Annotated in this window: 19 protein-coding genes; 13 read left to right on the top strand and 6 right to left on the bottom strand. The window is 74.3% G+C overall.

The window, feature by feature from the left end; all coding sequences use genetic code 11:
* Positions 1 to 134 precede the first annotated feature (134 nt).
* From IH61_RS0122770 to IH61_RS0122755, 4 genes are all read left to right on the top strand, one after another.
* The gene (locus IH61_RS0122770) at positions 135 to 440 is read left to right on the top strand and encodes a cupin domain-containing protein (RefSeq protein WP_051837710.1); all 306 of its coding nucleotides are present in this window, start codon (positions 135 to 137) and stop codon (positions 438 to 440) included.
* 213 nt (positions 441 to 653) lie between these two features.
* Positions 654 to 2,459, top strand: a complete 1,806-nt coding sequence (locus IH61_RS0122765; RefSeq protein ID WP_031072703.1) for a hypothetical protein — start codon at positions 654 to 656, stop codon at positions 2,457 to 2,459.
* A gap of 177 nt (positions 2,460 to 2,636) precedes the next feature.
* Positions 2,637 to 4,286, top strand: a complete 1,650-nt coding sequence (locus IH61_RS0122760; RefSeq protein WP_031072702.1) for a restriction endonuclease — start codon at positions 2,637 to 2,639, stop codon at positions 4,284 to 4,286.
* 232 nt (positions 4,287 to 4,518) lie between these two features.
* Entirely contained in the window at positions 4,519 to 5,283 is a 765-nt protein-coding gene (locus IH61_RS0122755) for a ZIP family metal transporter (RefSeq protein ID WP_031072700.1), read from the top strand.
* 6 nt (positions 5,284 to 5,289) lie between these two features.
* On the opposite strand, the gene IH61_RS0122750 is transcribed toward IH61_RS0122755, so the two are convergent.
* Complete coding sequence (locus IH61_RS0122750; protein WP_078911314.1) at positions 5,290 to 5,829, bottom strand: MarR family winged helix-turn-helix transcriptional regulator; 540 nt, start codon at positions 5,827 to 5,829, stop codon at positions 5,290 to 5,292.
* 180 nt (positions 5,830 to 6,009) lie between these two features.
* Here IH61_RS0122750 and IH61_RS0122745 point away from each other — a divergent pair, with 180 nt between their 5' ends.
* Positions 6,010 to 6,345 (top strand): DUF2218 domain-containing protein, encoded by a 336-nt coding sequence (locus IH61_RS0122745; RefSeq protein WP_031072697.1) that lies wholly within the window; start codon positions 6,010 to 6,012, stop codon positions 6,343 to 6,345.
* On the opposite strand, the gene IH61_RS49635 is transcribed toward IH61_RS0122745, so the two are convergent.
* Together IH61_RS49635 and gabT are read right to left on the bottom strand one after the other, a co-directional pair.
* Positions 6,315 to 6,971: a phosphatase PAP2 family protein gene (locus IH61_RS49635; RefSeq protein WP_158845186.1), complete on the bottom strand. Its 657-nt coding sequence runs from the start codon at positions 6,969 to 6,971 to the stop codon at positions 6,315 to 6,317. The genes IH61_RS0122745 and IH61_RS49635 overlap by 31 nt on opposite strands.
* A 334-nt stretch (positions 6,972 to 7,305) precedes the next feature.
* A complete protein-coding gene (gene gabT / locus IH61_RS0122735) occupies positions 7,306 to 8,646 on the bottom strand; it encodes a 4-aminobutyrate--2-oxoglutarate transaminase (protein WP_031072693.1) in 1,341 nt (446 codons plus the stop codon).
* Between the two features lie 240 nt (positions 8,647 to 8,886).
* On the opposite strand from gabT, the gene IH61_RS0122730 reads away from it, so the two are divergent.
* The 3 genes from IH61_RS0122730 (at position 8,887) to IH61_RS0122720 (ending at position 14,276) form a co-directional block, all read left to right on the top strand.
* Positions 8,887 to 10,965, top strand: coding sequence for a hypothetical protein (locus IH61_RS0122730; RefSeq protein ID WP_051837706.1), 2,079 nt, complete (start codon positions 8,887 to 8,889; stop codon positions 10,963 to 10,965).
* Positions 10,966 to 11,120: 155 nt separating this feature from the next.
* Positions 11,121 to 12,689 (top strand): PucR family transcriptional regulator, encoded by a 1,569-nt coding sequence (locus tag IH61_RS0122725; RefSeq protein WP_031072688.1) that lies wholly within the window; start codon positions 11,121 to 11,123, stop codon positions 12,687 to 12,689.
* Positions 12,690 to 12,833: 144 nt separating this feature from the next.
* Positions 12,834 to 14,276: an aldehyde dehydrogenase family protein gene (locus IH61_RS0122720; RefSeq protein ID WP_031072686.1), complete on the top strand. Its 1,443-nt coding sequence runs from the start codon at positions 12,834 to 12,836 to the stop codon at positions 14,274 to 14,276.
* A 91-nt stretch (positions 14,277 to 14,367) separates the two neighbouring features.
* Here the strand turns inward: IH61_RS0122720 and IH61_RS0122715 are convergent, their stop codons facing one another.
* Complete coding sequence (locus tag IH61_RS0122715; RefSeq protein WP_031072684.1) at positions 14,368 to 15,036, bottom strand: NAD(P)H-binding protein; 669 nt, start codon at positions 15,034 to 15,036, stop codon at positions 14,368 to 14,370.
* 69 nt (positions 15,037 to 15,105) lie between these two features.
* Between IH61_RS0122715 and dxr the strand changes: the two genes are divergently transcribed.
* From dxr to IH61_RS0122690, 5 genes are all read left to right on the top strand, one after another.
* Positions 15,106 to 16,350 carry a 1-deoxy-D-xylulose-5-phosphate reductoisomerase gene (gene dxr, locus IH61_RS0122710; RefSeq protein ID WP_031072682.1) on the top strand — a complete coding sequence of 415 codons (1,245 nt, stop codon included), beginning with the start codon at positions 15,106 to 15,108 and terminating at the stop codon, positions 16,348 to 16,350.
* Positions 16,351 to 16,413: 63 nt separating this feature from the next.
* Positions 16,414 to 17,718, top strand: a complete 1,305-nt coding sequence (locus IH61_RS0122705) for a M50 family metallopeptidase (protein ID WP_420713995.1) — start codon at positions 16,414 to 16,416, stop codon at positions 17,716 to 17,718.
* A gap of 144 nt (positions 17,719 to 17,862) precedes the next feature.
* Positions 17,863 to 19,023, top strand: a complete 1,161-nt coding sequence (gene ispG, locus IH61_RS0122700; RefSeq protein WP_031072678.1) for a flavodoxin-dependent (E)-4-hydroxy-3-methylbut-2-enyl-diphosphate synthase — start codon at positions 17,863 to 17,865, stop codon at positions 19,021 to 19,023.
* Positions 19,024 to 19,162: 139 nt separating this feature from the next.
* The gene (locus IH61_RS0122695; RefSeq protein ID WP_051837705.1) at positions 19,163 to 20,038 is read left to right on the top strand and encodes a DUF4081 domain-containing GNAT family N-acetyltransferase; all 876 of its coding nucleotides are present in this window, start codon (positions 19,163 to 19,165) and stop codon (positions 20,036 to 20,038) included.
* Positions 20,039 to 20,102: 64 nt separating this feature from the next.
* Positions 20,103 to 20,648 (top strand): GNAT family N-acetyltransferase, encoded by a 546-nt coding sequence (locus IH61_RS0122690; protein ID WP_031072673.1) that lies wholly within the window; start codon positions 20,103 to 20,105, stop codon positions 20,646 to 20,648.
* A gap of 7 nt (positions 20,649 to 20,655) precedes the next feature.
* On the opposite strand, the gene IH61_RS0122685 is transcribed toward IH61_RS0122690, so the two are convergent.
* Positions 20,656 to 21,582, bottom strand: coding sequence for an aminoglycoside phosphotransferase family protein (locus tag IH61_RS0122685; protein WP_031072671.1), 927 nt, complete (start codon positions 21,580 to 21,582; stop codon positions 20,656 to 20,658).
* 17 nt (positions 21,583 to 21,599) lie between these two features.
* The gene (locus IH61_RS48705; protein ID WP_234327295.1) at positions 21,600 to 22,619 is read right to left on the bottom strand and encodes a ferritin-like domain-containing protein; all 1,020 of its coding nucleotides are present in this window, start codon (positions 22,617 to 22,619) and stop codon (positions 21,600 to 21,602) included.
* Positions 22,620 to 22,756 lie beyond the last annotated feature (137 nt).

Here is a 22,756-nt window from a genome sequence, read left to right as displayed (position 1 = left end):
TTCGGCCAGTCGCCCCCGGCCCGTTACGACGCCCCGAGGCACCTGCCTAGCCTGATCCGGCCGTCGATCAGTCGATGACTCGATGAGCCGACGAGTCGATCAGCCGACCAGGGAGCAGGAGGGCCGGGTCCGCCATGCCCCACGTCCAGACCATCACCCTGCCCCCGGGCGCCGGCACCGGCTGGCACTACCACCCGGGCCGGGTCGACGTGGTGGTGCTCTCCGGCACGCTGACCCGCACCCTGCACGACGGCCGGACGGTGGTCAGCCGGGCCGGGGAGTCGCTGGTCGAGGAGGCCGGACCGGTCCACATCCACCAGGGCCGCAACCTCGGGACGGAACCGGTGGTGCTGATCGCGAGCTACGCCGCCCCGGAGGGCCACCCGCTGGCCGTACCGGTCCCCGAGCCGGCCTGGAGCCGCAGCGGCCCCACGGCCTGAAGCCGGCGCCGCATCCGGTCGCTCCGCGTAGCCGAGAGGCCGCGCCACGCGGAGAGCGGCTTGAACAGATTCACCCGAACGTAGGGACGTACCCCGGAGTCGGAACTTCGGCTCCGGGTCGTGGCGTTTCCTGAGCAAGGTTCCGGCAGAACCGGACGAATGACCCATCGATGGAGGACACAGGACCCCACGCCGCACCACGGAGGTACGCGCATGACCTCAGACCGCTTCCCGACGTACACCGGCGCCGACCACCCCGGCCCCCGCGGGCCCGCGACGCCGTACCGGATGACCGTCACCACCGCCCTCCCGCACGCCGAGGCCGTCGCCCTCGCCGACGAGCGACTCGCCTCCTGGCTCAAGGAGGAGGGCCGCGAAGAGCCCCCGCCGACCCCCCGCGGCGCGCCCGGACAAGCCCTCGGACAGACTCCCGGACAGGCTCCCGTACCCACCCCCGGACAACCCCCCGCCGGGCGACAACCCACCGCTGAACGCCTCAGGCTCGGCGACCGCGTCCTGCTCGACCGCGACCAGGGCCCGCTGCGCGGCGGCGCGGCCTCCGGGCGCTACGACCGCCGCCGACTGCGCACCCCGGCCCCGCACGGCACCCACCAGCTCACCCTCACCGTGGCCACCGCCGCCGGCGGCCCCACCTGGGTCCGGCTGGAGGCCGAGACCCACAGCACCGGCAGCGGCGTCCGCACCCCGTGCCGGGTGCCGGTGCCCGACCTGGCCCGCACGCTCCTGCCGCTGCTGGACGCCACCGACGGCCCGGCCGCCGTCCACCCCGGGCCGCGGGTGATCACGGCCGGCGAGGTCGACGACCTGATCGACGAACTCTGCGACCCGGAGCGCCGGCTGCCCACCGTGGTCGCCAGCGTCCCGGTGAACCAGCCGCTGGACCTGTGGGTCGAGCGGGTGGTCCGCCCCCTGTGCCGGAACCTGCCCGGCCTGGCCACCGCCTACGTGCTCGACGCCGAGGCCAGGGTCGGGTTCAACGTCGCGCTGGAGTACCACAGCGTCTACGGCGGGGCCGTGCGCACCTACCTGCCCGAGGTCGACCCGGCCTCCCGGCAGGACGGCGCCCGGCACCCGGTGCTCGTCCGGGGCCGAATAGAGGAGGACGTCCGCCGCGCCGCCGCGGTCATCGCCAGGGAGCCGCGCCGGCTCGCCGCGGACCTGCCGCTGCCGCCGACCCTCGCCGCCGTCCCCGTGCTGCGCGTCACCGCCGCGCCGCCGAACCCGCCCGAGGACCGGGAGGCCGCGCTGGCCCGTGAGGAGCAGCAGGACCGCGCCGAACAGCAGGCCAGGGCCGACGAGTTGGAACGCGTCCGCCACACCCTGCGCCAGGAACGGTTCGACCGCCAGGACCGCCGCGAGGCGCGCGAGGCCCACGAGGGCCGCCTGCGCTCCGCCGCCCGCGCGCTGACCGGCCGTCACTGCACCGCCCCCGGCACCGTCGGCCGACCGGCCGCGCAGCCGCCCGTACCGGCGAAGCGGACGAGGCAGCAGCTCGCCGACCACGGCGGCAAGCCCGAGAGCTTCACCGAACTCATGGCCAGACTCGGCGAGTTCCCCCTTCTCAGCTTCACCGGCGACCAGAAGGCCGCACTCGCCCTCGACGAACTCCGCTGCGCCGGCACCGGCTGGGCCCGCCTCACCTGGGACGGTCTCACCGCCCTCCAGGAGTACGCCGAGGCGGCCGTCCGCGGCGCCGCCCGCGGGGACTTCAAACAGTGGTGCGAGCACACGCCGGACGGCTGCCACCACTTCCCGCCGCGCAAGGCGGTGCGCGGGGAGTCCCGCACGGTGTTCAGCCACACCAAGTGGAAGAAGGAACGGATGCTGCCGGTGCCGGAGACCGTGGACGTCTCCCGGCGCGCGTTCATGGGCGCCCACCTGCGGATCGGCGGCGGCCGCACCGCACCCCGGCTGCACTACCTCGACGACTGCTCCGGCAGCGGCCGGATCTACGTCGGCTACATCGGCCTGCACCTGACCAACACCCGGACCAACTGAGACCGGTCGGCCGGTTGCCGCCCGGCAACCGGCCGAAACCCATGACGACCGCGACGAACCGGGAGGCTTGGCTGACCACCGGACCGCGTTCGGTGGACAATGTCCGGCAGGGGCGGGGCCGCACGGCCATCGGTGGCCCCGGGCAGGTGCCGGACGAGCATGGGGGAACGACGACCGATGCAGTACTCAGCAGACGGCCAGCCCGACGGCACCGCCACCGTCGAATTCCCCCAACCCGGCTTCCTCGCCTCGGTGTTCCGCGACCTCGGCGCCGACCCGGGCCCGGACACCGGCCCCGACCCGGCCTCCGTGTCGGCCTCCGCGTCGGCCCCCGCCGCCCCGAATCCCGCGACCCCCGGCGAGGGCCAGGACGAGGCCGTCGCCGCCCACGCCCGCGCCGCCGCGCTGACCCACCACCGCACCGTCACCGTCCAGGCCGAGCACGACCGGCTGGCCGACCTGCTGCGCCGCGCCGCCCTGCCCGTCTCGGCCATGGACTTCGAGAGCCAGCTGCGCCACTACGAGCCCCGCCCCTACCCGGCGGACGGGCCCGTCGCCGAGGCCGAGGCCGAGCCCCGCTGGGAGGACTTCGCCCCCGCCGAGCCGCCCGCCGACCCGGACGCCACTCCTACCCGCCGCCTCCTCGACTCCGGCTACCAGCGGGAGCTCGCCCAAGCCCGGCTCACCCACCAGCGCACCCTGCGCGAGTGGCGCACCCGGCGGGCCGAGGCCGGGAGCCCGGCCGTCGACGACGCGCGGCGCGCCCACCAGGCCGCCGAGGAGGCCCGCGCCCGCGCCGTCCACGAGTACAACGAGAGCCTGGAGGAGTGCCGCCGGGCCTACCGCCAGGCCGAACCGGCCGCCGTGGAATCGCTGATGGAGCGCGCGCTGGCCTCCGCCGAGACCGCCACCCAGGACCTCCCCGCGCCCTGCCGGGCCGTCTTCCGCCCGCTGACCCGCACCGCCGTCCTGGACCTCGACCTGCCCCCGCTGGACCTCGTGCCCTCGCTCTCCGGCTACCGGCTCGACCCCGGGGGAGAGATCGTCCCGGTGCCGAGGCCGCCGGCGGACCGCGCCACCGACTACCTGCGGCTGGTCGCCCGCCTCGCCCTGCGCGCCCTCCAGGCCGCCGACGCCGTCGACACCGACGAGATACTCGCCGGCGTCGTCCTCAACGGCTGGCTGCGCGAGCCCGGAGCGGACGGTCCGCTCTGCCTGGTCAGCGTGGACGCCGACCGCGACGCCCTGGCCCGCACCCGGCTGCTGCCGCCCGCCGCGCCGTACGAGGAGCGCGACGACGAGGGCGTCTACGCCGACGCGGAGCAGGACGAGGCCCTCGTGCGGCTGCGCCAGCTCGGCGCCGCCGTCACCCCGGACCCGTACGCCCGCATCGCCGTGCAGCCCGCCGCCCTCGCGGGGGCGACCGTGCCCGCCGCCGCGGACCTGTCCGCCAACGAGTTCGCCCAGCTGGTCCGCGACCTGCTGACCAGGGGCGGGCTCGCCGAGTGGAGCGTGCGCCTGCGCGGCCCGGCCGGTCTGGTCGCCACCGCCGAGGGCGCGCCCGCCAGCGCGCTGCCCGGGCGCTGGGTGGTCTGGGCCTCCCGGGGCGCCGAGCCCGTCACGGCCGAGCAGATCGCCACCCTGGGCGAGGCCGTCCAGGAGGAGTCCGCCGAACGCGGCCTGCGGCTCACCACCGGGCGGTTCGCCGAGGACGCCCTGGACCTCACCGCCGAGGAGAGCCACCGGCACCTCCACCTCATCGACGGCGACGGCCTGCGCGAACTCGCCCGCACCCACCTCGGCCTGCCCCTCACCGCCGGGCAGTGACCCCTCCCCGCTCACCCCGACGCCGCTCACCCTGACGGCCCGCCCGGCGGGCGCCGCACCCCCACCCGGCCGGAGGCTGGGCCTCGGGTCCGTCCGGAGGACGGCACCCTGACGATCTCGCTCGAACGGTCGTCCGGTACGGTCGGCGGTCGGCCCGGCCACGGGCGGACCCCGGGGGGAGAGGGATGGGCATATCACGCAGAGGTGCCGGGCCGGCGACGGAGGCGGCCCGATGACCGCCGTAGCCGTCGCCGCCGCGGCGTTCCTGATGACGCTGATCGGCGGCCTCGTCGCCCAGCGCACCGGCGACCGCCGTCACCTCGTCCTCGGATTCGCCGCCGGCCTGATGCTCGGCGTCGTCGCCTTCGACCTGCTGCCCGAAGCCCTGCGCCAGGCCCCCGGGGAGGTGCACGGGGTGCCGCAGGCGCTGCTGCTGTTCGCGGCCGGCTTCCTCACCATCCACGTGGTCGAGCGCGCCGTGGCCATCCACCGCGGCCACGAGAGCGAGTACGCCGCCCACACCCACGGCCACCACCACGGGCACGGCCACCACGAGCGGCACCAGGGCGTCGGCCTGACCGCCGCCCTCGCCCTGGTCGGCCACAGCCTGATGGACGGCTTCGCGATCGGCGCCGCCTTCCAGGCCGGCACCACGGTCGGCACCGTCGTCGCCATCGCGGTGGTCGCCCACGACTTCGCGGACGGCTTCAACACGTACACGATCACCCGGCTCTACGGGAACAACCGCCGCCGCGCGATCACCCTGCTCGCCGCCGACGCCCTCGCCCCGGTCTCCGGCGCCGCCATCACCCTGGCCTTCACCATCCCGGAGCACCTGCTCGGCCTCTACCTGGGCTTCTTCTCCGGGTTCCTGCTCTACCTGGCGACCTCCGACATCCTCCCCGAGGCCCACAGCCCGCACCCCTCCCGCAGCACCCTGCTGTGCACCCTCGCGGGGGTCGGCTTCATGTGGCTGGTCATCGGCCTGGCCACCTGAGAGGCGTCAGCGCGGGGGGCCCTCCGCCAGGAAGCGGGCCTCGGCCGCGCGCAGCGCCCTCAGCACCACGGCCTGGTCGCCGGGGCTGACCTCGCCGAAGTACTCCTGCGCGACCTCGTCCCTGACCTGCCCGATCCGCTCCACCGCCGCCCGCCCGGCCTTGGTGAGCAGGATGCGCACGGCGCGCCGGTCGGCCGGGTCGGGGCTGCGCTCGACCAGGCCCGCCTCCTCCAGGGCGTCCACCACCGTGGTGGCCGAGCGCGGGGCGATGTGCAGCTTGTCGGCGAGGTCGCTCAGCCGCATCGCGTCCGGCAGCTCGCAGCCGGGGGCGTGCGCCAGGGTGCGCAGGGCCCGCCCCTGGCCGGGGGTGATGCCGTACGGCTCCAGCCGTGCGCCGGTGCGGCGGCGGATGCGCTTGATCGCCCGGGTCATCGCGTCCGCCAGCTCGGCGGCGTCGGCCTGGTCGGCTGCCTGGTCGGCGCGCTGGCCGGCTGCCTTCTCGGCCGCCTGGTCACCGGCGTGGCCGTCGGTCGGCGTGGTGGTCATGGGCGGTCTCCTCGGCAGGCGTTCGCCCAAGCGTATCGGCGCCGGTCCGGGGGCACGGAGGCCGCCGGTCGGGCGGGACACCGGGCCGGCCGGAAAGATGTTGAGCCAGGCTCAGTATCTGCGCTAGCGTGGGGCCCTAGTGAGGGGACCCTAAGTTCCCTCCCCGAACCTGGAGGGCTCATGCCCCGCTCCGAGGCGCGCGTCGCCACCGACCGCCCCGCCCGCTACGCCAAGCAGCTCGCCGCCCACATGGGCCGCAAGATCGAAGCCGTCTTCTCCGAGGAGACCGGCCGCGGCACCCTCGTCTTCGGCGCCGGCACCGCCACCCTGGAGGCCCAGGCTGGCGCCCTGCTGCTCACCGTCGAGGGCGAGCGCGAGAACCTGCCCGGCCTCGAGGACGTCGTCGGCCGCCACCTCGTCCGCTTCGGCGCCCGCGACGAACTCGTCGTCGCCTGGCATCGCGACAACGGCGAGCCCGGCCTCGTTCACCGCAACAACGAGGACCCCGAAGCCTGACGCCCCCCGGCGCCCGGCCGGGCCAGCCACCGGTCGAGCGCCCACAGCACCAGGGCCGCCAGGCACCAGCTCGCCACCACGTCCAGCAGCCAGTGGAAGTCGCTCCACACCAGCCCCGCGCCCACGCCCACCGCCAGCAGCGCGGCGCCCGCCGTCAGCCACCTGCCCGGCCCGGGTCGCGCCGCCCGGGCCAGCAGCAGCGCCGCCACGCCGTACGACAGCGAGGCCGTCGCCGTGTGCCCGGACGGGTACCAGCCGAACTGGTCCGGCAGCAGGGGATCGCCGAGCGGGCCCGGCCGGGCGAACGCCGTCTTCGCCGGGACCACCAGCAGCGGGATCAGCCCCGCCGTCAGCGCCGCCACCGGCAACGGCAGCCACCAGCGCACCGCCCCCGCCCGTCGCCACCACCGGGCGGCCAGCACACCGGCCGCCAGCAGCACCGGGATCGCGGGAAGACTGCTGCCCAGATCCGAGAGGGCGTGGCCGAGGGGATCGAGCAGGGAGTTCGGACGGGCGCCCAGCACTGCCCGGCGGACAGTGCGGTCCACCCCCAGCAGAGGCCCGTCCACCGCCACCTGCCAGGACACCGCCAGCAGCACCACGGCCGCCACCAGCGGCACCACCACCGACCGCGCCGCCCGCCCCAGGACAACGGACAGCCGCCCCGGAGCCGGGGGGATGGCTCCGGGGCGGCTCTGATGATCGCCGTTCCGCGCGCCCCGGGGGGTGTGGGTCGGACGGTCGGTCGATCGGTCCGTCGATGGCATGGGCTCGCTGTCCATCTCTGATGACACTACGTCAACCGTCCTTCCGCGCCGAGCGCCTTCAGCGATTCCCCACATCATCTTCACCCGGCCCCGGACGACCGAACGGCCCGCGGGGACCGGAGTCCCCACGGGCCGTTCAGCGCTGTCCGGACAACCCTCCGGAAGGGGATCACGACCTGACGGACGCCACCGCTCAGACGGCGGCGAACGCGCCCTCCAGGATGTCCAGACCCTCGTTGAGCAGGTGCTCCGGGATCACCAGCGGCGGCAGGAAGCGCAGCACGTTGCCGTAGGTGCCGGCGGTCAGCACCACCAGGCCCTCGGCGTGGCACGCCTTGGCGATCGCCGAGGTGACCTCCGCGTTCGCCTCCTTGCCGCCCGGCTTCACCAGCTCGATCGCGATCATCGCGCCGCGGCCGCGGACCTCACCGATGACGTCGTACTTCTCCTGCATCGCCCGCAGGCGGCCCAGCATGATCTCGCCGATCCGCTGCGCCTTGCCGTTGAGGTCCTGCTCCTTCATGGTCTCGATGGCGCCCAGCGCGGCGGCACAGGCCACCGGGTTGCCGCCGTAGGTGCCGCCCAGGCCGCCGGCGTGCGCGGCGTCCATGATCTCGGCGCGACCGGTCACCGCGGCCAGCGGCAGACCGCCGGCGATGCCCTTCGCGGTGGTGATCAGGTCCGGGACGATGCCCTCGTCCTCACAGGCGAACCACTGGCCGGTGCGGCAGAAACCGGTCTGGATCTCGTCGGCGACGAACACGATGCCGTTCGCCTTCGCGAACTCCACGATCGCCGGCATGAAGCCCTTGGCCGGCTCGATGAAGCCGCCCTCGCCCTGGATCGGCTCGATGATGATCGCCGCGACGTTCTCGGCGCCGATCTGCTTGGTGACGACCTCGATCGCCTGCGCGGCGGCCTCGGCGGCGCAGTTCTCGGCGCCCGTCAGCCAGCGGTAGGGGTAGGCCACCGGCACCCGGTAGATCTCCGGGGCGAACGGGCCGAAGCCCTGCTTGTACGGCATGTTCTTCGCCGTCAGGCCCATGGTCAGGTTGGTGCGGCCGTGGTAGCCGTGGTCGAACACCACGACGGCGGTGCGCTTGGTGTAGGCGCGGGCGATCTTCACCGCGTTCTCGACCGCCTCGGCGCCCGAGTTGAACAGCGCGGTGCGCTTCTCGTGGTCGCCCGGGGTCAGCTCGTTCAGCTGCTCGGCGACGGCCACGTAACCCTCGTACGGGGTCACCATGAAACAGGTGTGCGTGAAGGCGGCCAGCTGCTCGGACGCCCTGGCCACCACGGCCTCGGCACTGTTGCCGACATTGGTCACGGCGATGCCGGAACCGAAGTCGATCAGTGAGTTGCCGTCCACGTCCTCCAGCACACCGCCGCCGGCACGGGACACGTACACCGGCAGGGTCGTGCCCACGCCGGCCGCCACCGCACCCAGCTTGCGGGCCTGCAGCTCCTGCGACTTCGGACCGGGGATCGCGGTGACCAGACGGCGCTCCTGCGGGAGCGGCGTTGCGGCGCTCATGGTGTTCTCCAGACTTCTCGGCTCGGTGCTTCGCAGGCTACGGCCGCCCCCGACACCCGGGCATGCGCCACTCGGTAGCACTGCGCCGTCCGACTTGTCCGGCACGGCCATCCCTGCCGGTGCGACTACCCCGAGACCCCGCTCCACTACCCTGAGCGCGGGCGTGTCGCCGCCGCGGCGACATGGGTATGGCGGCACCGACGACGGTCGGGCCGGGCGTGCGAGGGAGCGGGGCCGTACATGGCACAGGACGGGGCACACCACCACCGACACACCACCACCAGCCCCCCACCCGCCCTACCCCACCAACGCCCCGGGACCCCCACCTTCGACCTCCCCACCTGGGCCTGCGCCCCCCGCCCCACCGTCGAACCGGGCGTCTTCCGGCTCGGCTACCGCCGGATCGACCCGGACAAGGCGGAGGCCGCCCAGGTCGCGGCGTGGCCGCTGCTGCTCCGGGCGGGGCTGAACGCTCTGGTGGGGTGGTTCGCCTACTTGTACGGGACTCAGGTCCTGACGTACATCCTGGTCTGGTTCGGCGGACAGGCGGGCATCGGGCCACTGGCCTCGCCGTCGGAGGCCGAGGCCATGTTCACGCTCCTCGTCGTCAACATCGTGGTCGTCGGCATCGTCATCAAGGTCTTCGGCCGCATGGGCCGCTGGCCCGAGGTGTGGCGCCGTTACGTGGCGCCGCTGCTGTCGCGGACGGTGACGCAGGAGCAGCCCGCCGAGCAGCAGGAGGGGCCGGGGGTGGAGGCCGGGCGTCTGGACCCGTGGGACGGGCTGCGCCGGGGCGGGGCGGCGGACGCGGCGGCGCGGCTGGACGTGGAGCCGGTGGGGGACGTCGACTACGTGCGGATCCAGCGGGCCTGGGAGTCGGCGCAGGCCGACCGGGTGTTCGTGCCCGCTTTCGTCGAGCAGGTGGCCGCGCGGGGTGCGGCGGCCTTCGCGCACCCGTCGGAGGTGCGCGAGCTGCCCGGCCGCGCCGAGCACCACGACCTGCTGACGGCCCAGGTGCGGATCGGCACCGCCCAGGACGTGCCCAAGAACCCGGTGAGCCACCGGGCGGCCGGCTTCGCGCTGGACCAGTCGGTGCTGGGCACCTCCCTGCTGGCGGTGGGCCCCGCGGGCACCGGGAAGACGGCCCGGTTGGCCCGGCCGGTGGCCGAGGCGCTGTGCCTGCAGGCGCTGTCCGGTACCGCCTGCGCGGTCGTGGTCGGGGCGGCGGACGCCGATCTGGGCCCGGACGGCTGGTACGACGTGGTGATCGCCCCGGGTGATCCCGCCTCGGTGTACGGGCTGGACCTGTACGGCGCGGCGCAGGACCCGGACGAGGGCGCCGCCCGGCTGGCCGAGGCGCTGCTGCCGGACGAGCTGACGGCCCGCGCCGAGAACTCCCGCACCGCGCTGCAGCAGGTGGTGGGCCCGTTCCACGCCGCGTACGGCCGCTACCCGGGGGTGCGCGAGCTGCGTGCGCTGCTGGCCGGGGACCAGGACGCGCTGGCGGCCCTGGTGAAGGCGCTCGGGACGGTCGGCCGGCTGGCCGTGTACGAGCGGGACCTGGACCACCAGGAGCGCCAGCGCGGCCGCGCGGACGATCCGGGGGCACTGCTCGCGGACCGGCTGGCCCTGTTGGACCGGCCCGCCTTCGAGGGGGCCTTCGCCACGGACGGCGCGGGCCGGCCCCCGTTCGCGATGCGGGTGCTGGACCATCCGCTGAGGGTGCGGGTGAAGCTGCCGGAGCGCAGCCACCCGGAGGCCGCCCGGATGCTGTCCCGCCTGGTGGTGGGTCAGTTCGTGCAGGCGGCCGGGGCCCGCGAGGACCGTTCGCTGTTCGCCGGGCTGGTGGTGGACGACGCCTCGGCGGCGCTGGACGCGCTCGCCGTGCGGGGTCTGCAGCGGCTGCGCGGCGCGAACGCGGGCGCGGTGCTGCTGCTGCGCACCCTGGTGGACCTGCCGGAGGCGCTGCGGGCGCCGCTGTTCGGGGCGGTCGGCTGCCGGATGGCGTTCCCGGGGATCGCGCCCTGGGACGGCCGGCTGTTCTCGGAGGCTTGGGGCACGCACCTGGTGCAGGAGACGGCGGTGACCCACACCCCCGACACCTCCGGTGGCGTGATGCGCCGGGCCGGGCGGTTGGGGCGGAAGGCGTTGTCGGGGACGACGGCGCAGACGGAGTCGGTGACGACGCGGGATGTGGAGCGGTTGCGGTGGTCGCCGTCGGATCTGGCGCACGCGTTGCCGGCGGGGCATGCGGTGGTGTCGTTGACGGCGGTGTCGGGGGAGCAGGTGCCGCCGTTGTTGGTGGATCTGCGGGGGTGAGGGGGTGGGGCGGCGGAAGTCGCCTTCGAGGTGGATTCGGCAGTGCGGGTTGTCCGGGGCGTCCATAATGAAGGGGAGAGACCCTCATCTGTCCCACGTCCCTCTCCTCGCCCGGCCGCAACGGCGCGGTCAGGTCGAAATCCCTCGAAGGTGCCATGCCCCCCACACTCGCCTCCGTCGTCCGTAACAGTTCGCTCCATCTGACGGTTCTCGCCGGTGCGGACCATCTGGAGCGGCCGGTCCGCTGGGTGCACACCAGTGAGCTGGACGATCCGACGCCGTTCCTGGAGGGCGGCGAGCTGCTGCTGACCACCGGGATCAAGCTGGGCCGGACGGCGGCGCAGTTGCAGGCGTACGTGCACCGGTTGGCCGATGCCGGGGTGGTGGGGCTGGGGCTGGGTGTGGGGTTGTCGCACACGGAGGTGCCGCAGCCGTTGGTGGAGGCGGCGCAGCAGCGGGGGCTGCCGTTGCTGCGGGTGCCGGAGCCGACGCCGTTCATCGCGATCAGCAAGGTGGTGTCGGCGGCGCTGGCGGCGGAGCAGTACGAGGCGGTGACGACGAGTTTCGAGGCGCAGGAGGAGCTGACCCGGGCGGCGCTGGGCAAGGACGGTACGACGGCGGTGGTGCGTCGGCTGGCGGCGCGGCTGGGGGGCTGGGCGGCGCTGTACGACGGGTCGGGTGCGCTGTCGGTGGTGGCGCCGGACTGGGCGGCGCGGCGGGCGGGGCGGCTGGCGGCGGAGGTGGACCGGTTGCGGCGGCGGCCGGCGCCGTCGAGTGCGGCGTTGCAGGGGCGTTCGCCGGGGATAGACACGGCGGACGAGGACTACGTGGTGGTCCAGTCGCTGGGGGCGGACCGGCGGGCCCGGGGTTTCCTGGCGGTGGGGACCGAGGACCGGATCACGCCGACCGAGCGGTACGTGCTGAACGCGGCGGTGGCTCTGCTGACCCTCACGCTGGAGCGCTCGCGGGAGCTGCGGCAGGCGGAGGAGCGGATGGGCGCGGCGCTGCTGCGGATGGTGCTGGCCGGTGAGGTGGCGACGGCGCGTCAGGTGGCGGCGGGGCTGTTCGGCGGGTTGCCGGAGGGTACGGCGCGGGTGCTGGTGGCGGGGGCCGGTTCGGCGGCCGCGGATGCGGCGGAGGCGCTGGGCGAGCTGGGGGACCGGGCGGAGCAGGCGGGCGGCCGGGTCGGGGAGAAGCTGCTGGTGTCGCGGGAGGACGGGGCGCACGGGCCGCGGCTGGTGGTGCTGGCGCTGGACAACGGCGCGGTGCACCGGGCGTGTCTGGGCGCGGTGGAGGAGAACGAGAGCCTGTCGCTGGGCGTGTCGGCGCCGGCGGCGCTGGAGGACGCGGGGACGGCGTACGCGCAGGCGGAGCGGGCCCTGGCGGTGGCGCTGCGCGGGGGCAGACGGTCGGTGGACCACGAGGAGGTCGGCGCGGGTTCGCTGCTGCCGCTGCTGGGCGAGGACGCGGTGACGGCCTTCGCGGAGGGGCTGCTGCGGCCGCTGCGTGACCACGACCGGACGGCGCGCGGCGATCTGGTGGCCTCGCTGCGGGCGTGGCTGTCGCGGCACGGGCAGTGGGACGCGGCGGCGGCGGACCTGGGGGTGCACCGGCACACGCTGCGTTACCGGATGCGCCGGGTGGAGGAGTTGCTGGGCCGTTCGCTGGACGACACGGACGTGCGGATGGAGCTGTGGCTGGCGCTGCGCTCCGGCGAGGAGTGAGAGCCGCCTAGGACGGGATGGAGTGGCCCCGGAGCGGAACGCTCCCAGTTGGCCAATCCGGTCGGCGCGCCGCCGCACCTACCCTCGGGTTCGGGTCCCACGCCCCGTGGGCCGTACGACGACGAGGAGAGGGCCGGTACCACGGTGACCACCACGTACGAATTCTGGCTGGCCGGCCGCCGGGCGAGCGGCGACGCCGACTTCGAGGTGCACAACAGCTGGGACGGCCGTCCGGTCGGCAGGGTGAGTGTTCCGACCGAGGCGCAGGTCGAGGAGGCGCTGGACGCCGCCGTCGCCGCGCTGCCGGTGTTCGCGGCCACCCCGGCCCACCAGCGCGCCGCCGCGCTGGACCACGTGGCGAAGCGGCTGACGGAGCGCACCGAGGAGATCGCGCAGCTGATCACCGCGGAGAACGGCAAGCCGATCAAGTGGGCGCGCGGCGAGGTCGGCCGCGCGGTGTCGGTGTTCCGCTGGGCCGCCGAGGAGGCGCGCCGCACCAACGGCGAGACGATGCGCCTGGACACCGACCCGGGCGGCACGGGCCGCTTCGCGGTGGTGCGCCGTTTCCCGCGCGGCGTGGTGCTGGGGATCGCCCCGTTCAACTTCCCGCTGAACCTGGTGGCGCACAAGGTCGCCCCGGCGATCGCGGTGGGTGCCCCGATCATCCTCAAGCCGGCCCCGGCGACCCCGCTGTCGGCGATGGTGCTGGGCGAGATCCTGGCCGAGACGGACCTGCCGGCCGGCTCCTGGTCGGTCCTGCCGGTGCCGAACGACCGGATGCCGGCCCTGGTGCAGGACCCGCGCCTGCCGGTGATCTCCTTCACCGGTTCGGACAAGGTCGGCTACCAGATCATGGACTCGGTGCCGCGCAAGCACTGCACCCTGGAGCTGGGCGGCAACGCCGCGGCCGTGGTGCTCGCCGACTGGTCCTCGGAGGCGGACCTGGACTGGGCGGCCACCCGGATCGCGATGTTCGCCAACTACCAGGGCGGCCAGTCCTGCATCTCGGTGCAGCGGGTGATCGCGGACGCCTCGGTGTACGACGCGCTGCTGGAGAAGGTCGTCGCCAAGGTCGCCGCCCAGGTGACCGGCGACCCGAACGACGCCGCGACGGACGTCGGCCCGCTGGTGGACGAGAAGGCCGCCGAGCGCGTCGAGTCCTGGGTGGAGGACGCGGTCGCCAAGGGCGCCAAGGTCCTCACCGGCGGCACCCGCGAGGGCGCGACCTACGCCCCGACCGTGCTGGCCGAGCTGCCGGCGGACGCGATCCTGGCCAAGGCCGAGGTGTTCGGCCCGGTGCTGTCCCTGCACAAGGTGGACGGCGTGGACGAGGCGTTCGCGGCGGTCAACGACTCGGCGTACGGCCTGCAGGCGGGCGTGTTCACCCACGACCTGCAGACCGCCTTCCGGGCGCACCGGGAGCTGGAGGTCGGCGGTGTGATCATCGGCGACGCGCCGTCCTACCGCGCCGACCAGATGCCGTACGGCGGCGTCAAGGACTCGGGTGTGGGCCGCGAGGGCGTCAAGTACGCGATGGACGACTACACGGTCGAGAAGGTCATGGTCCTCACGGGCCTCGACCTCTGAGGGATTCTGAGAGCTCGCGTGGGAGATCGCGTGGGAGATCACGTGGAGATCAGGTGAGTGAAGGGCCCGGTTCGGTGACGAACCGGGCCCTTCAGCCGTCGTGCCCGGCCGCCGCGGCCACGGCCTCCTCGACGGTGGCGTTGCCGGCGACCAGTTCCAGCGTCTGCCCGGCCGTGCCGGGTTCGTGCAGCAGCGCGGCGAGGACGGCGGCCACGTCGGCCCGGTCGACGGCGCCGCGGTCCACGGAGGGGGCGAGGCGCACGAGGCCCGTGGCGGTGCCGTCGGTGAGCCGTCCGGGGCGCAGCACCGTCCAGTCCAGGGTGGTGCGGGCGCGGACGGCGTCGTCGGCGGCGCCCTTGGCGCGCAGGTAGGTCTCGAAGACGGGGTCGGCGGGGTGGTGGGCGTGGGCGTCGGCGCCCATCGAGGAGACGATCAGGTACCGCCGCACGCCGGCGAGTTCGGCGGCGTCGGCGAGCAGGACGGCGGCGTCGCGGTCGACGGTGTTCTTGCGGTCGGCGCCGCTGCCCGGGCCGGCGCCGGCGGCGAAGACCACGGCGTCGGCGCCGGCGAGGAGTGCGGCGAGTTCGGCGGGGGTGGTGGCCTCCAGGTCGAGTACCAGCGGCTCGGCGCCGGCGTCGGTGAGGTCCTGGGCCTGTTCGGGGCGGCGGATGATTCCGGCGGGGCGGTCGCCGCGGTCGGCGAGCAGGCGTTCGAGTTTCAGGGCGATCTGGCCGTGGCCTCCGGCGATGACGGTACGCATGGCTCCGACGGTAGCCCCGGCCGTACGAACCCGTCCTGGCGAGGGACGCGGACAGGACACAATGGGCGCATGACTTCGCTCGCCCACCCGCAGCTGCGTTTCACGCCCACCGTGGCGGACCCCTCCGGCCCCCGGGAGCTGGTGATCCTCGGCTCCACCGGCTCGATCGGCACCCAGGCGATCGACGTGGTGCTCCGCAACCCGGACCGCTTCCGGGTGGTCGCCCTGTCGGCGGCAGGCGGCCGGGTGGAGCTGCTCGCCGAGCAGGCGTTCCGGCTGGGCGTGCACACCGTGGCGGTGGCCGATCCGGCGGCCGAGCCGGGGCTGCGCGAGGCGCTGGCGGCCAAGGCCCAGGGGCGGCCGCTGCCGGCCGTGCTGGTGGGCCCGGACGCGGCCACCGAGCTGGCCGCCATGGAGTGCCACTCGGTGCTCAACGGCATCACCGGCTCGATCGGTCTGCGGCCGACGCTGGCCGCGCTGGAGGCGGGCCGGGTGCTGGTGCTGGCCAACAAGGAGTCGCTGATCGTCGGCGGCCCGCTGGTGAAGGCCGTGGCGAAGCCGGGGCAGATCGTGCCGGTGGACTCCGAGCACGCCGCGCTGTACCAGGCGCTGGCCGGCGGCACCCGCGCGGAGGTGCGCAAGCTGGTGGTCACCGCCAGCGGCGGCCCGTTCCGCAACCGCACCCGCGAGCAGCTGGCCGGGGTGACCCCGCAGGAGGCGCTGGCGCACCCGACCTGGGCGATGGGCCCGGTCGTCACGATCAACTCGGCCACCCTGGTGAACAAGGGCCTGGAGGTGATCGAGGCGCACCTGCTGTACGACGTGCCGTTCGACCGGATCGAGGTCGTGGTCCATCCGCAGTCGGTGGTGCACTCGATGGTGGAGTTCACCGACGGTTCGACCCTGGCGCAGGCCAGCCCGCCGGACATGCGGATGCCGATCGCGCTGGGCATCGGCTGGCCGGACCGGGTGCCGGACGCCGCCCCCGGCTGCGACTGGACGAAGGCCGCGACCTGGGAGTTCTTCCCGCTGGACGACGAGGCGTTCCCGGCCGTGGAGCTGGCCCGCGAGGTGGGCACCCTGGGCGGCACCGCCCCGGCCGTGTTCAACGCCGCCAACGAGGAGTGCGTGGACGCCTTCCTGAACGGCCGCCTCGCCTTCACCGGAATCGTGGACACTGTTGCGAAGGTCGTCGCCGAGCACGGACAGCACGACGGCCGGGTGGCTTCGGCGGGAACTTCCCTCACCGTCGAGGACGTCCTGCACGCGGAGGACTGGGCCCGCGCCCGGGCCCGCGAGCTGGCGGCGGGCTGAACGGCCGCCGTACAGCGGCAGGGACCGAGACGATGAGCGGAGCGGCATGACGGAGGAGCATCGGTGGTAGCGGTGATGACGGCGGTCGGCATCCTGGTCTTCGTGATCGGGCTGCTCATCTCGATCGCCTGGCACGAACTCGGCCACCTCTCCACGGCCAAGCTGTTCGGCATCCGGGTGCCGCAGTACATGGTCGGCTTCGGCCCGACCCTGTGGTCGCGCAAGAAGGGCGAGACCGAGTACGGCATCAAGGCCATCCCGTTCGGCGGGTACATCCGGATGATCGGGATGTTCCCGCCCGGCGAGGACGGCCGGATCACGAAGCGCAGCAGCTCGGCGGTGCGCACGATGATCGAGGACGCCCGGGAGGCTTCGTACGAGGAGCTCCAGGAGGGCGACGAGACCCGGCTCTTCTACACCCGCAAGCCGTGGAAGCGCGTCATCGTCATGTTCGCCGGGCCGTTCATGAACCTGATCCTGGCGTTCGGGCTCTTCACGACGGTCAACATGGGCTTCGGCGTGCCGACCGAGCTGCCGACCATCGGCTCGGTCTCCCAGTGCATCGTCAAGGCCGGCGACCCCACCGACAAGTGCCCGGCCGGTGCCAAGCCGACCCCGGCCGCGGAGGCGGGCCTCAAGCAGGGCGACAAGGTGCTGTCCTTCGACGGGGACCGCATCCGCGACTACAAGCAGCTCCAGGCGGACATCCGTAAGTCGGCCGGCCGTCAGGTGGCGATCGTCGTCGAGCGGGACGGGCAGCAGCTCACCCTCAACCCGACGATCGCCGTCAACCAGGTGCAGATGTACGACGCGGACGACCGTCCGGTCAAGGGCCAGACCGTGGAGGCGGGCTTCCTGGGATTCAGCCCCAAGCGTGACATCGTCCAGCAGACGTTCGGGCAATCCCTCGATCGGATGTACGACATGGGCGAGAGCGGCGTGAAGTCGCTGGCCGCCCTGCCCGGCAAGATCCCCGGACTCTGGAACGCCGTCGTCGGCGACGGCCCGCGCGACCCGGACTCCCCGGTTGGCATGCTCGGCGCCGCCCGGGTCAGCGGCGAGGTCTTCTCCTCGGACATGCCCGCCAGCCAGCAGGTCGCCGACTTCGTGTTCATGCTCGCGGCGATCAACCTGTCGTTGTTCCTGTTCAACATGCTGCCGCTGCTCCCGCTGGACGGCGGCCACATCGCGGGCGCCCTCTGGGAGTCGGTCCGCCGCGGCGTCTCCAAGGTCCTGCGGCGGCCCGACCCCGGCCCCTTCGACGTGGCGAAGCTGATGCCCTTCGCCTACGTGGTGGCCAGCATCTTCATCGGCTTCACCCTGCTGGTGCTGGCCGCGGACCTGGTGAACCCCGTCAAGATCAGCTAGTCGGTTCGGGTACGGCGGGTGTGCTGGCGCCCGCGGCGGTGCCGTACCGTGGAGGCCGGGTGCGCGATCGTTCGTGCGCCCGGCCTCGGCCGTCCCTGCGGCCGGGCGGTCGACCACACCTCAACCCCGGGGAACCCTGCGCACATGACCGCGATCTCGCTCGGTATTCCGTCCCTGCCGCTCAAGCCGCTCGCCAAGCGCCGCTACTCCCGGCAGATCATGGTCGGCAACGTCCCGGTCGGTGGCGACGCCCCCGTGTCGGTGCAGTCGATGACCACCACGGTCACCTCGGACATCAACGCCACGCTGCAGCAGATCGCCCAGCTGACCGCGTCCGGCTGCCAGATCGTCCGCGTCGCCGTCCCCTCGCAGGACGACGCCGACGCGCTGCCGATCATCGCCAGGAAGTCGCAGATCCCGGTCATCGCGGACATCCACTTCCAGCCGAAGTACGTCTTCGCCGCGATCGACGCCGGCTGCGCCGCGGTGCGCGTCAACCCGGGCAACATCAAGGCGTTCGACGACAAGGTCGGCGAGATCGCCAAGGCCGCCAAGGCCGCCGGCGTGCCGATCCGCATCGGCGTCAACGCCGGTTCGCTGGACAAGCGCCTGCTGGAGAAGTACGGCCGGGCCACCCCGGAGGCGCTGGTCGAGTCTGCGCTCTGGGAGTGCTCGCTGTTCGAGGAGCACGACTTCCGCGACATCAAGATCTCGGTCAAGCACAACGACCCGGTCGTGATGATCAACGCCTACCGCCAGCTCGCCGCCGCCTGCGACTACCCGCTGCACCTCGGTGTCACCGAGGCCGGTCCGGCCTTCCAGGGCACCATCAAGTCCGCGGTCGCCTTCGGCGCGCTGCTCGCCGAGGGCATCGGCGACACCATCCGGGTCTCGCTCTCCGCCCCGCCGGCCGAGGAGATCAAGGTCGGCAACCAGATCCTGGAGTCCCTGGGCCTGCGCGAGCGCGGCCTGGAGATCGTCTCCTGCCCGTCCTGCGGCCGCGCCCAGGTGGACGTCTACAAGCTCGCCGAGGAGGTCACCGCCGGCCTCGAGGGCATGGAGGTGCCGCTGCGCGTCGCCGTCATGGGCTGCGTGGTGAACGGGCCCGGCGAGGCGCGCGAGGCGGACCTCGGTGTGGCCTCGGGCAACGGCAAGGGCCAGATCTTCGTGAAGGGCGAGGTCATCAAGACCGTGCCCGAGTCGAAGATCGTCGAGACCCTGATCGAGGAGGCGCTCAAGCTCGCCGAGCAGATGCAGGCCGAGGGCGTGGAGGCCGGGGAGCCGGTCGTCGTCGCGGGCGAGTAGGAGCCCGCTCGTCGGAATTCCGGAGGCGGGGCCGTTCCGTTCGCGGACGGCCCCGCGGCCGTAGCCGGGTGGGGCCACGGAGTAGGGTGCGGCGAAGTCGTCTCAGTGAGGTGCTGTCTCGATGCTCGATCGAGGTGTGATGCTCCCCGGCGCGTTCCAGGCCGCCCGGGCCCTGGCCACCACCCGCGTGCTGGAGCCCGCCGATCTCGCGGACGCCCTGGAGATCCTTCACCGCGACCCGGTCGCCAACGCGTTCGTCGCGACCAGGGTCGAGGCGGTGGGGCTGGACCCGTGGCGCCTCGGCGGCGAGATGTGGGGCTGGTACGACGGCGACGGCGTGCTCGACGCGCTCTGCTACGCCGGGGCGAACCTCGTCCTCGTCAACGCCGGGACGGCGGCCGTGACGGCCTTCGCCGAGCGCGCCCGGCGGCAGGGGCGACGCTGCTCCTCGATCGTGGGCCCGGCGGAGGCGACGGCCTCGTTCTGGGCGCTGATGGAGCGCAGTTGGGGCCCGGCGCGTGAAGTCCGGGGCCACCAGCCGCTGTTGGCCACCTCCGTGCCCTCGCCGGAGATCGCCCCCGACCCGCTGGTGCGCCGGGTGCGCCGCGACGAGGTCGACGCGATGATGCCGGCCTGCGTGGCGATGTTCACCGAGGAGGTGGGGGTGTCCCCGCTGGCCGGGGACGGCGGGCTCCTCTACCAGGCGCGGGTGGCCGAACTCGTCACCACCGGGCGGTCGTTCGCCCGCTTCGGGGAGGACGGCCAGGTGGTGTTCAAGGCCGAGATCGGGGCCGTGACGGCGGGCGCCTGCCAGATCCAGGGCGTCTGGGTCGCCCCCGAGCACCGGGGACGGGGCCTCTCCGAGACGGGGATGGCGGCGGTGCTGGACGTCGCGCTGCGCGAGGTGGCACCGGTGGTCTCGCTGTACGTCAACGACTTCAACCTCCGGGCGCGGGCGGCCTATCGGCGGGTGGGCTTCCGCGAGGTCGGAGCCTTCATGAGTGTGCTCTTCTGACCGCCGGTGATCTCGTGGTCACCTTCTCCAGCGGGGGCGGGCGGCTGGTAGTAACGTCCGGGGCATGGATCAGCTGACCGGGGTGACGATCGGGGCCATCGACCTTGCGGCCTGGGCGCCGCAGGCGCTCGACGTACAGGCGGTGGCGTTCGGGCTCACACCGGAGGAGGTGGCCGTCCGGCTGCACATCGTGGGGCGCCACGCCCGCCAGGCCGGGGTGATCGCCTTCGGGGCGATGAGCGAGGGCCGGCTGGTCGGCTTCGGGTACGGGATGCCGAACCGGCGCGAGCACTGGTGGAGCACGGTGATCGAGCCGTACCTCGACGAGCAGGGCCACGGGGACTGGCTGGACGGGGTGTTCGCGATCACCGAACTGCACGTGCTGCCGGAGTTCCAGGGGCAGGGGATCGGCTCGCGGCTGATCCGGCTGCTGTGCGACTCCTCGGGGCTGGACCGCAGCATCCTCTCCGCGATCGACGCCGAGACCCCGGCCCGCAGGCTCTACCGGGCGCTGGGCTACCAGGACTTGGCCCGGGCGGTGCGCTTCCCGGCGACGGACCGGCTGTACGCGGTGATGGGCGCCCGGCTGCCCCTGCGCGAGCCGCACTGAGCAGCGGCTAGGGCAGCGCGCCCGCGAACTCCAGGTACAGCTGTGCGTCCTGCTCGCGGTCGGCGGCCAGGTGGCGCAGGGCGAGGTCGACGGCGCGCAGCAGGGTCCAGCCGCGCAGGCGGTCGCGGTCGACCTCGAGGGCCTCGGAGAGCTGGGCGAGGCGGCGGCGGACGGCGCCGGGTGCGCCGGGGGAGCCGATCAGGGTGTCGGCGCGGTCGAGGACGAGGCGGGCCAGGTCGTAGGCGCGTTCGCCGGCGACGGGGCGCGGGTCGATGGCCAGCCAGGGGGCGCGGTCGGCGGCGAGGACGTTGCCGTGGTGGAAGTCCCCGTGCAGGAGCAGGGTTTCGGGCGCCTCGGCGGCGAGCGCGCCGGCGGTCTCCAGGGCTTCGGCGGTCAGGGGTTCGGCGGCCGCCACGACGGGGTGCGCGCTGTGGGCGGCGAGCCGGGCGGCGGTGTCCGCGAGCCGGTCGGCCACGGATGGGAAGGGGTGCTGTTCGGGCAGCGGCGCCCAGAGCCGGTGGAGCAGGCTGGTGGCCTCCAGCATCGCCTTGGGCTCGGCGAGCGAGCGCAGCGGGATCTCGCCGTGGAGGCGTTCCAGCAGCAGGACGCCCTGGGCCGGGTCGGCGTCCAGGAGCAGGACGGCCCCCCGGCCCGCCCAGAGGGCGAGGGCCTGGTGCTCGTGGACGGTCTCGGGGGTGGGCAGGCCCGTCTTGAGGACGGCGGGGGAGAGGTCGTCGCGGTGGACGTACGTGATCAGGCTGAGGCTGCCGCCGGGGTCGAGGGTGCGTTCGGCGGTGAGGTTCCAGCGGTCGAGGTGGTCGGCGACCAGGCCGGGGAGGGCGTCCAGCCAGCGGCGGCCCTCGTCGCCGTGGGTCGCGGTGACGGTGCGGGTCAGCCGACTGGGGACGGTGGGGTGTGGCGTTGCTCCCGACATGTCGTCCATTGTCGTCGCTACGGGGTCGCGGCGGCGGCGGAGGACGCGGCCGGTGAGGCGGGCGAGGTGGTCGGGGCGGCGTCGGGGATGCCGGGGAAGGGTGTGGCGGGGGCGCCCCAGCGGCGGGCGCGGACGGCCGCCTCGTGGAGGGCGGCGGCCGCGGCGGGGCGGTGCGCGGCGGGCAGGGCGCCGACGAGGTCGGCGTAGACGCCGGTGAGACCGGTCTCGAGGTGGGCGGCCAGTTGGGCGGCGGTGGCGGCGTCCTGGACGGGGAAGGGCAGGCGGTAGCCGCCGGCGGCGGGGGTGGGGGCGGAGCCGAGGGTGGTGAGCAGGCGCTGCCAGGAGTCGCGGCGGGCCTCGTGGGCGGCCAGGGCGGTACGGGCGTCGGCGCGCTGCTGGTCCTCGGGGAGGCGGGCGCCGACGATGCCGTAGCCGTAGACGGCGGCGTGCTCGGCGCCGAGGGCGCTCTGGAGGGCGGCCAGGCCGGCGGTGCCCGCGGGAGCGGCGGGGGTGGTGCTCGGTGCGGGCGTCGCGACCGGCGTCGAGGCGGCGGGGGCGGTGTCGCCGAGGGCGGCGGCGTGCAGCAGCCGGGAGGCGGCGACGGAGGCGAGCAGCCGGGCGAGGGGCCCGGTGGCGGCGGCCAGGTCGGCGAGGTGGGCCTGGGCCGCCCGGCGCTCCTCGGCGGCGGGCGTTCCGGCGGGCGTTCCCGGGGGCGCGGCCGTCGGGGAGGCGGAGGCCGTGGTGGCCGTCGGGCTCGCGGCGGCCGGGAGCCCCTCGGCGAGGGCGGCCCGGTGCCGGATCGTTTCGGCGCGCAGTTGCTGCAGCAGCGCCGCCTGCTGGCCGGGCGCGGCGAGGGCGGTGTCGTACGCGGCGAGGACGGCGTCGGTGGCGGCGACGGCGCGTCGGCGTACGGGCGCGTCCGGGTCGGGGGTGGCGGCGGGGGAGGAGGGGTCGTCGGTTCCGGTGCAGGCCGTCAGGGCGGTGAGGCTGGTGAGCAGGCCGAGGGCGAGCAGGGTCCGTCGGCTGGGTGGCTGCATCGGGGTCACTCCGGGGTGGGTACGCGAGGACGGCCTCCCCGGCCCCGTTGGCGTGAATGATTACAGAACCCACACGTTCGGGTGGCGGGTGGAGGGAGGTGTGAGGTTGCTCGCAGTGTCTGGCGTGTCCGGGGCCC

Origin of the sequence: Streptomyces sp. NRRL WC-3742 (assembly GCF_000720635.1) — a bacterium.
GTDB lineage: Bacteria > Actinomycetota > Actinomycetes > Streptomycetales > Streptomycetaceae > Kitasatospora.
Note: the sequence above shows the minus strand (reverse complement) of the source record. Positions and strands in the feature narration are given on the sequence as shown.

Bases quoted from the DNA above. Each gene is read 5' to 3' on its own strand.
- IH61_RS0122695 (WP_051837705.1), top strand. From the start codon at position 19,163: ATGCTCCCCGGCGCGTTCCAGGCCGCCCGGGCCCTGGCCACCACCCGC.
- IH61_RS0122690 (WP_031072673.1), top strand. From the start codon at position 20,103: ATGGATCAGCTGACCGGGGTGACGATCGGGGCCATCGACCTTGCGGCC.
- gabT (WP_031072693.1), bottom strand. From the start codon at position 8,646: ATGAGCGCCGCAACGCCGCTCCCGCAGGAGCGCCGTCTGGTCACCGCG.
- IH61_RS0122755 (WP_031072700.1), top strand. From the start codon at position 4,519: ATGACCGCCGTAGCCGTCGCCGCCGCGGCGTTCCTGATGACGCTGATC.
- ispG (WP_031072678.1), top strand. From the start codon at position 17,863: ATGACCGCGATCTCGCTCGGTATTCCGTCCCTGCCGCTCAAGCCGCTC.
- IH61_RS0122730 (WP_051837706.1), top strand. From the start codon at position 8,887: ATGGCACAGGACGGGGCACACCACCACCGACACACCACCACCAGCCCC.
- dxr (WP_031072682.1), top strand. From the start codon at position 15,106: ATGACTTCGCTCGCCCACCCGCAGCTGCGTTTCACGCCCACCGTGGCG.
- IH61_RS0122725 (WP_031072688.1), top strand. From the start codon at position 11,121: ATGCCCCCCACACTCGCCTCCGTCGTCCGTAACAGTTCGCTCCATCTG.
- IH61_RS0122750 (WP_078911314.1), bottom strand. From the start codon at position 5,829: ATGACCACCACGCCGACCGACGGCCACGCCGGTGACCAGGCGGCCGAG.
- IH61_RS0122685 (WP_031072671.1), bottom strand. From the start codon at position 21,582: ATGTCGGGAGCAACGCCACACCCCACCGTCCCCAGTCGGCTGACCCGC.
- IH61_RS48705 (WP_234327295.1), bottom strand. From the start codon at position 22,619: ATGCAGCCACCCAGCCGACGGACCCTGCTCGCCCTCGGCCTGCTCACC.
- IH61_RS0122765 (WP_031072703.1), top strand. From the start codon at position 654: ATGACCTCAGACCGCTTCCCGACGTACACCGGCGCCGACCACCCCGGC.
- IH61_RS0122770 (WP_051837710.1), top strand. From the start codon at position 135: ATGCCCCACGTCCAGACCATCACCCTGCCCCCGGGCGCCGGCACCGGC.
- IH61_RS0122760 (WP_031072702.1), top strand. From the start codon at position 2,637: ATGCAGTACTCAGCAGACGGCCAGCCCGACGGCACCGCCACCGTCGAA.
- IH61_RS0122715 (WP_031072684.1), bottom strand. From the start codon at position 15,036: ATGCGTACCGTCATCGCCGGAGGCCACGGCCAGATCGCCCTGAAACTC.
- IH61_RS0122745 (WP_031072697.1), top strand. From the start codon at position 6,010: ATGCCCCGCTCCGAGGCGCGCGTCGCCACCGACCGCCCCGCCCGCTAC.